The organism is Acinetobacter sp. UBA5934, from assembly GCF_002430855.1.
Classification (GTDB): Bacteria; Pseudomonadota; Gammaproteobacteria; order Pseudomonadales; family Moraxellaceae; genus Acinetobacter.
In genome coordinates, this window is the sequence record NZ_DJDC01000111.1 from 1 (window position 1) to 2,834 (window position 2,834).

General features: G+C 38.3%; 3 protein-coding genes. 1 reads left to right on the plus strand and 2 read right to left on the minus strand.

The window, feature by feature from the left end; genetic code table 11:
• Positions 1–939: YihY family inner membrane protein (locus B2Y23_RS07750; RefSeq protein WP_291370040.1), on the minus strand; the 939-nt coding region annotated here is incomplete at its 3' end.
• 114 nt (positions 940–1,053) lie between these two features.
• On the opposite strand from B2Y23_RS07750, the gene wrbA reads away from it, so the two are divergent.
• Positions 1,054–1,650: an NAD(P)H:quinone oxidoreductase gene (wrbA, locus tag B2Y23_RS07755; protein ID WP_291370042.1), complete on the plus strand. Its 597-nt coding sequence runs from the start codon at positions 1,054–1,056 to the stop codon at positions 1,648–1,650.
• Between the two features lie 118 nt (positions 1,651–1,768).
• Here wrbA and B2Y23_RS07760 read toward each other — a convergent pair whose 3' ends face one another.
• A complete protein-coding gene (locus B2Y23_RS07760; RefSeq protein ID WP_291355267.1) occupies positions 1,769–2,128 on the minus strand; it encodes a hypothetical protein in 360 nt (119 codons plus the stop codon).
• Positions 2,129–2,834: the final 706 nt, after the last annotated feature.

A 2,834-nucleotide genomic window follows, 5' to 3' on the forward strand; every position in this document is an offset into this window, starting at 1 on the left:
TTCATCAGAGACACTTTCGCCTCGTTGCTGCTTGTGATAAAACAGCTCCAGCAAGTCTAAAAACATAATAATAGGATGGCGTTTGGGTTCTTTGCCCGAATTAAATGCTGTTAGTGCATAACTGATTTCGACCCCTAACAGCACAATATTCCAGGATAAAAAAATCCATAACAGGAAAATTGGAACTGCCGCAAAGGCGCCGTAGACAATTTCATAACTGGTGAAGTTGGACATGATAAAGCCAAATAGGTTCTTCAGTAATTCAAAGACTACGGCACTAAATGTCCCGGCAATCAAAGCCGCCTTGATGGGAACACTACGGTTGGGAATGGTCCAGTTCAGAATGAAAAAGCCCAAAATGGTGAGCGCAAAGGAAATGCCCCAAAAAATAAATTCCCCATCGACTTCATAACCGGCAAAATTATTACTGAGTATATTTAATGAAGCTACAGCCGAGGAGATCACAAAGGCGCTGCCTAATAGAATCGGCCCAAGAGAAATAATGGTCCAATAGCGCATAAAGCCAATAATGCCACCCCGGGTTTCCCGTACTCGCCAAATCCGGTTAAATACGGTTTCTATACTGGTCAGCATCATCACGGTGGTGATAAACAGAAATAGAATACCAATTATAGTCAGATTGCTGGATTTGTCGGTAAAAGCATTTAATGCTTTATCAAAAGCAATCGTGGTTCTGGGTAAGAAATTGCTATAAATCAGATGTTGTAATTGTTGCCTTGCTGGCTCTAGTGCCTTAATTGAGGAGATGATCACCAAAAAAACGGTCAGCATTGGAACCACTGCAAATAGCGTGGTATAGGTCAAGGACCCTGCTTGTTCACGACAACGGTCTGCTTCAAAACGTCTTATTACAAATAAAACAAACTGAAACCAAGTCTTGTCATAAAAGGGAAGTTTTTTTAAATACTTTTCTAACATAGCTATAAAGTCTCAATTTTTTTAATCATCTTTATGAATTTTCATGACCAAGCTTAACCAAAAAATGGGAAAAATACCGTATAGTTTTCTTTTTTAGCTTCGTTTATAAAAATTATGCAGCCTTATGTCCTTGTTTTATATTACAGCAAATATGGTTCGACTAAAGAAATGGCGCATTTAATTGCCAATGGTATTGAATCTACAGGTATAGCAGTAAAAATTCGTACCGTACCCAATCTTTCAACTGTAGTGAAACAGGCTGAACCGAGTATTCCGGATGAAGGGGATATTTATTGTACCCTGGATGATTTGGCCAATTGTTCAGGCCTGGCTTTAGGTTCGCCAACCCGTTTTGGCAATATGGCCAGTGAGATGAAGTATTTTTGGGATCAGACCACCAGTCTTTGGTTGAATGGCGCCTTACATCAGAAACCGGCCTGTGTCTTTACTTCTTCAGGTTCGATGCACGGCGGGCAGGAAAGTACATTGCTGACTATGCTGCCGCCCTTGTTCCATCATGGCATGATGATCATGGGCTTGCCGAATGCCAACCCGGCATTATCCAATACCAAGTCAGGCGGTACGCCGTATGGTGCCAGCCATGTCAGCGGTCCACGCCATGATTTAAGCCTCAGCCAAGATGAAAAAGTCTTGTGTGAAGAGCAGGGTAAGCGCTTGGGTGATGTGGTTAAGAAATTACAGGCAAACTGATTTTTTATTGAGAAACTGAGTTGAATTAATCATATTTTAAAACATACGTTTATGGAAAAGACCATTCCAAACATGAATGGTCTTTTTATTGTGATTGAATGTTTAAATGTTTAGCTGCTTATTCAGGCTGTTTAAAGCGGTGATTGCATTTTAAACATTTATAATCCAGAAATACATTTTTATCGATAATCACTCCGGCTTTTTTACCAAAGATATTTCCTAAAACCCCGCCGGTCACCCCTGCGGCAATGGCACCGACAAAAGTCCCCACGGTTCCGCCGAAAATGACGCCTAATGGTCCGGCAACTGCACCAATCGCAGCTCCTGTTGATGCGCCTGTTGCGGCTCCGCCTACTGTTCCTGCGGTTGCTCCGGCTGAGGTCATTAAAATTCCACTAATGGTTTTCAGGTTTTTTTCGTGATCGCGTTTTTCTACTTCGGATGATCCACATTTAGGACATTGCATAGAATTTTCCATCAAATATTTACCTTTTATTTACCTTTTATTTATCTTGAAACAAGGTTGAGCCATTCATCAAGATAAGCAGTCATAACAATGCATAACCACAGTATGTATCTTTAGCTTTATGAAGTCAGGGACATTTCATACCAAGTTGATTCTAGCTGAAGCCGGTTCATAGAAGTTTATCTAAGTTGTAAATACCTCAATGCTGTATCGAATGGGGCAGGTCGGGGTTTTCTTTTCAGGAAATCATCCTTCATAAAAACATGAAAATGACTTGGTTTTGAATGCTTTGTCATTTAAGGCCTTAATATGATATCGGTCATTACTTTGGACTAAATAATTTCAGCTATCGGTAGTCAGAGCTTTCCAAGTCTAAGGTAAAGACGTCATGTCCGCTGATTTGATCTATTACTGCCTTAAAATTCGCCCTTATATCAGAGTTTCTTTATAAGAAAGCCTGAACTGTGATTGTTTTATTGTATTTTTAATAAAACATGATTTAAATCACATTTAATAAGAAGTCTAAAAAAAATCAAAATTTACCATTTTATAAAATAAAGATGAGTCATTATTTGGGTCTCTATTAGCGAAATTATTTATTATTAGTAATATAAAAAATATATTATTTTAATCTAGTTTTTTATGTGAATTTTATATTCAAGAAAATTTTATATAATGATTTATTATAATTCACAAATAAATAACAAAAGATCGGAAG

Coding starts and splice junctions, on each gene's coding strand:
- wrbA (WP_291370042.1), top strand. CDS start 1,054: ATGCAGCCTTATGTCCTTGTTTTATATTACAGCAAATATGGTTCGACT.
- B2Y23_RS07760 (WP_291355267.1), bottom strand. CDS start 2,128: ATGGAAAATTCTATGCAATGTCCTAAATGTGGATCATCCGAAGTAGAA.